Source organism: Viridibacillus sp. NPDC096237 (assembly GCF_050278625.1).
Taxonomy (GTDB): domain Bacteria; phylum Bacillota; class Bacilli; order Bacillales_A; family Planococcaceae; genus Viridibacillus.
Genome location: NZ_JBNNTI010000031.1, coordinates 1 through 5023 on the forward strand (window position 1 = coordinate 1; position 5023 = coordinate 5023).

The window sequence follows — 5023 nt, forward strand, 5'->3', positions numbered from 1 at the left end:
TCTGATGTTTAGTGTGGTAACTTACATTTTACACGGAATCGTTATGGGCGTTTTCTATTTTGTCTTGGTGTTGCACTTAATATTACAATTCGTCAAATAAAAAAGACCGTAGTTAAACTTGAATTTCTTCGAGTTTGTCTACAGTCTGAGAGATTCCGTTTTGGAATCTCCTTTTTTATGATTCTTTATAAATTAATTGATACATAATAAATACAAATAAAATCCATATTGGACCGACAATAAGCGCGATTCGAGTATCTGGGAAGTATGCCATTAAAATCATGACAAGTGATAGAAAGGCAAGAGCTAAATATGATCCGAATGGATACATAAATGCTTTATATTTTAACTTTGATACTTGCGTTTTTGACAATGATTTACGGAATCTTAATTGAGTAATTAAAATAATTCCCCATGTCCAAATTGCTCCAAATGTAGATATACTAGTTACCCATACGAATACTTTTTCAGCGACAAAATAGTTCAGTGCCACGCCGATTAGTAATACAAAAGCAGATGCCATAATGGCTGTGGCGGGTACTCCACCTTTACTAATTTTCGCAAATACTTTTGGTGCTTGCTTTTGTTCAGCCAAGTTAAAGAGCATACGGCCAGTACTGAAAATACCGCCATTACAGCTAGATAATGCGGCTGTTAAAACAACAAAGTTAATAATTCCTGCAGCATAACGTAAACCAATTTTATCAAACATTAAAACGAAAGGACTACCTGTAGAGCCAACTTCATTCCAAGGATAAATCGACATGATTACAAGTAATGCACCTACATAGAATAATAAAATACGCCAAAGTACAGTATCAATTGCTTTAGGAATAACTTTTTCAGGGTTTTTAGCTTCACCAGCTGTAATCCCGATCATTTCGATACCTAGATATGCGAACATTACTATTGGTAAGGACATGAAAACACCTTGTATTCCATTCGGGAAAAATCCACCATGACTCCATAAATTACTAAAGCCAACAGCAATACCGCCGTTACCAATACCAAATAAAATAACACCTAAGCCAAGTACAATCATCGAAATAATTGCAAGGATTTTAATAAGTGCAAACCAAAATTCAAATTCACCATAAGCTTTTACAGCAATTAAATTCACCATAACCATGACAATTAATGCTGCTAATGCCCATAACCATTTTGGGGAATCTGGGAACCAAAGTTGCATGTACACGCCAACAGCTGTAATTTCAGCCATACAAGTAACAATCCACAAGAACCAATAGTTCCAGCCTGTAATAAATCCTGCTAGTGGACCTAAATAATCTCTAGCATAGCGACTAAACGAACCCGCAACGGGATTGTTTACGGCCATTTCGCCAAGTGAACGCATAATAATGAAAATAACAGCACCACCAAGTGCATAGGCTAATAAAATAGCTGGTCCAGCTAATTTTATAGCTCCTGCAGAACCTAAAAATAGACCGACTCCTATGGCAGCACCAAGCGACATCAACGTAATATGTCGTTGCTCCAATCCGCGTTGAAGCTCTGGTTTCTTGTTCATAATGTAAGACTCCTTCGAAGCTAATAATAACTCCCCTATATTATCACAAAATTTGATAAATAAGAATCCACACGCCAGATCAAATAGAAAAAACTTGTAAACTCTTTGTTTTTCTATGTAATTTATGGTTACAATACATATATATGTTTGACTAATGCAAATATATTGAAAATTTAAGAGATTCTCGTATAAAAGAAAGGGGAGTTTTTCTATGTCTAAGCGTTTGTTAAAAGCAGAGGATTTATATGCCTTACATTCAGTCACAAATCCACAATTATCACCGAGTGGAGAAGAGGCAGTATTTGTTCGTACAATTATTGATGAAGAAAAAAATAAATATATAGCACACTTATTCCATCTAGATATTAAAAGTGGCGCAGTTACACAATGGTCATATGGAGAAGATCGCATATCATCTCCTACTTGGTCGGCAGATGGGAAAAGCGTCGCATTTTTATCGAACCGTAAAGAACAAAATCAAATTTACATTATTGCAAAAAGTGGTGGAGAGGCTCGCCATCTTACAACATTAGCTAATGGCGTTTCGCAATTCAAATGGTCACCATGCGGTCAGAGTATTTGGTTTAGTGGTCGCCTTAAAGAAGGTAAAAACTTCACTGATGTTATCGAGAAAGAAGAAAAGAAAAAGCCAACCGCGTATATAGTAGAAGGTATGAAATATAAAGCCGATAGCAAAGGATTATTACCTCAAGATAGCTACAATCAAATTGGCAAAATTGATGTGGCAACGGGGGATATCGAATTGTTTTCAGAAGGCAATCATAATTATAGTCTAGAAGCAGTTTCACATGATGGTGAAAAATTAGTTTTATCAGTAAATCGCGCAGAAAATAAAGACTTTGATTTCAGTCAGCAACTGCTATTAGTTGATATTGAAACAAAGGAAGAAACGACTATTCTTCATGAAGAAGGTTATTATGGAGATGCTTATTTTTCATATGACGACCGTTATATAGCGTTCTATGGCAGTAATCAAACATATAAAAATGCGACTCACGGAGCAGTTTATATTTACGATACAGAAGAGCAGTATTACAGAAACTTGACCGAGGGTTTTAATGCGCCAGTAGGAGATGTTGCTGTAGCAGATCATCAACAAGGAGTTACTGCACCGACTGTTGTATGGACGAAAGCAAATGATCTTTATTTCCAAGTGTCTACAATGGGAGATATACGATTATATTATGCAACATTGGATGGAGCAATTTATCCAGCGAGTCCTGAAGGTGAACATGTCTATGGTTATGATGTTGAGCGTAATGGTTCGTTCGCGCTGTTAGCAATTAGTAATCCTGTAGTTCCAGGTGAACTTTTCAAATACGATGTAACAACTGGTGAACGAGAACAAATGACTCATTTCAATGATGCCTTTGTTGGCGAAGTTGAACTTGTTCAACCTAAAGAAATTGCTTTTAAAAGTTCAGATGGATTAGATGTATATGGTTGGTTGATGAAGCCAGCTCAATATGAAGAAGGTACAAAATATCCGTTAATCGTTGAAATCCATGGTGGGCCACATGCTATGTATGCTAATTCTTTTTTCCATGAGTTGCAGTTACTAGCAGCACAGGGTTATGGTGTTTTATATATTAATCCGAGAGGAAGCCACGGATATAGTCAAGAATTTGTAGATGCAGTACGTGGTGATTATGGCGGTGGTGATTATGAAGACATCATGGCTGGATTAGATGCTGTGCTTGCAGAGCAAGGTTGGATTGATACAGATCGATTGGGTGTTACTGGTGGAAGCTACGGTGGATTTATGACAAACTGGATTGTTGGTCATACAAATCGCTTCAAGGCTGCAGTTACTCAGCGCTCAATCTCGAACTGGGTTAGCTTCTTTGGTGTATCAGATATTGGGTACTATTTCAGTGACTGGCAAATGGGTACAGATATGAAGAATGTAGAAAAGCTATGGCAACATTCCCCTCTGAAATACGCAGGAAATGTGGAAACGCCATTACTAATCTTGCATAGCGAAAAAGATTTCCGTTGTCCAATAGAACAAGCTGAACAACTATATATTACATTGAAATCTATGGGCAAAGAAACACAATTTGTGAGATTCCCAGATGCAGACCATAACTTATCTCGAACAGGTTTACCAAATTTACGTATAGAAAGACTTACACAAATTACAGGTTGGTTTGAGAAGTATTTATAATCCAACTGGAATTCCATGTAGTACAAATGAAAGACAATTTTTTCTTAAGACTTTAAGAATAATTTGCTAAGGAGATGTTCTTGAGGTACTAGTTAATCTGATGTCTTTCAGGTTTATTACTCGTCATTATTTTCCATCGTCTCAAAAGGTTTGTTTTTATTAAATGTGTAGTTGATTGGAGCGAAGGTGGTGACTCCTGCGGGAAAAGCGAGACAGTCCAAGACCCTGCAGGAGCATAGCGACGAAGCGACTTGGCGCCCGCCCGCGGAAAGCGCCCGCCGTAGTGGAAATCAACGGTCTTATCTATTTTAAAAAAAGGCTGTTTTCGTAAACTTTGTTGTTTTGGTTAAATAGTGTTATTCAACAATCGGGCCAGATTGTTGAGGTGCTATATGTAAAGTGAACTTACCAAAAATTATTCTTATGGAGGTTGTAGAATGAGAAATGGTGTTATCTTAATGACCATAATTTCGGGGCTACTTTTCTGTTTTATAATGATTGCAGCTTCGCTATCTCCCTTTCCGGATCCTGGTGGATTCAATTCTTTAGGTATGTGGCTGAATATTATAATGTTTCTTGTCTTTTATATTCTGTCTTTAATTTTGTATTGGGTAGGAGTTAAAGGAATGAAATATGTTATGGCAGTTTTTTGCGGAGTAGGGTTACTTATATCACTTTCAATAATTGTAATGGCATTTGTAATGGGAACGGTTACTTATAATGTTTCTGATTTTCTATATGTGATCGTTCTTTGCGTTATGTCACTAATTGCCAATATCGTTTGGTATATTGTTGCATTTAAAAAGTAGCAGATTTATAACGTTCTGTTTTATAAGGATGCAATGTATTAAACAATCGGGCGCGATTGTTGTATAGCCCAACTTTTCTTTATAGCAACAATCTTTGAGAAAACAGCCTAAAAAAAAGACCGTAGATAAATTCGAATTTCTTCGACTTGATCTTGTCATCATTTTTTCATCGCCTCAAGAGATTTGTTTATATTACATGTGTAGTTGAATGGAGCGAAGGTGGTGACTCCTGCAGGAAAAGCGGGACAGTCCAAGACCCTGCAGGAGCATAGCGACGAAGCGACTTGGTGCCCGCCCGCGGAAAGCGTCCACTGTAGCGGAAATCAACGGTCTTATCTATTTTTAAAAAAAGACCGTTGGTAAATTTGGATTTCTTCGAGTTTGTCTACAGTCTGGAAGAATCTCGTCATTATTTTTCATCGCCTCAAAAGTTTTGTTTTTATTCCATGTGTAGTTGATTGGAGCGGAGGTGGCGACTCCTGCGGGAAAAGCGGGACA

The 5023-nt window shown here is 37.2% G+C and carries 3 protein-coding genes; 2 read left to right on the plus strand and 1 reads right to left on the minus strand.

Annotation, left to right across the window (positions count from 1 at the left end; all coding sequences use genetic code 11):
• Positions 1–175 precede the first annotated feature (175 nt).
• Positions 176–1528, minus strand: a complete 1353-nt coding sequence (locus tag ACQKMD_RS15620; RefSeq protein ID WP_427753066.1) for an amino acid permease — start codon at positions 1526–1528, stop codon at positions 176–178.
• Positions 1529–1739: 211 nt separating this feature from the next.
• Here ACQKMD_RS15620 and ACQKMD_RS15625 point away from each other — a divergent pair, with 211 nt between their 5' ends.
• On the plus strand, positions 1740–3716 hold the full coding sequence (locus ACQKMD_RS15625; protein WP_427753067.1) for a S9 family peptidase: 1977 nt from the start codon (positions 1740–1742) through the stop codon (positions 3714–3716).
• A 437-nt stretch (positions 3717–4153) separates the two neighbouring features.
• Positions 4154–4525: a DUF5391 family protein gene (locus ACQKMD_RS15630; RefSeq protein WP_427753068.1), complete on the plus strand. Its 372-nt coding sequence runs from the start codon at positions 4154–4156 to the stop codon at positions 4523–4525.
• Positions 4526–5023: the final 498 nt, after the last annotated feature.